General features: G+C 75.6%; 1 pseudogene. It reads left to right on the forward strand.

Annotation, left to right across the window (positions count from 1 at the left end):
• A pseudogene (locus tag OO57_RS38155) lies at window positions 1-262 on the forward strand (MFS transporter); the annotation flags it as partial.

Consider the following 262-nt stretch of genomic DNA (forward strand, 5'->3'; position numbering starts at 1 on the left):
GCTCGGCGGCTGGGTCACCACCTACCTGACCTGGCGGCTGGTGTTCGCGGGCGAGGTGGTGCTGGTCCTGGCGATCCTGCTGCTGATGCGCTGGATCCCCGCGCAGCCGGTGCCCGCCGTCCGGCCCCGCCTCGACGTGACCGGCGCCGTGCTCTCCGCCGCCGGCCTGGCCCTGGTGGTGCTGGCCGTCCTGCAGAGCGGCAGCTGGGGCTGGGTCGAGCCGCGCAACCCGCCGTTCACCGTCCTCGGGTTCGCCCCCACC

It is taken from the genome of Kitasatospora phosalacinea (assembly GCF_000717185.1).
GTDB classification, from domain to species: Bacteria; Actinomycetota; Actinomycetes; order Streptomycetales; family Streptomycetaceae; genus Kitasatospora; species Kitasatospora phosalacinea_A.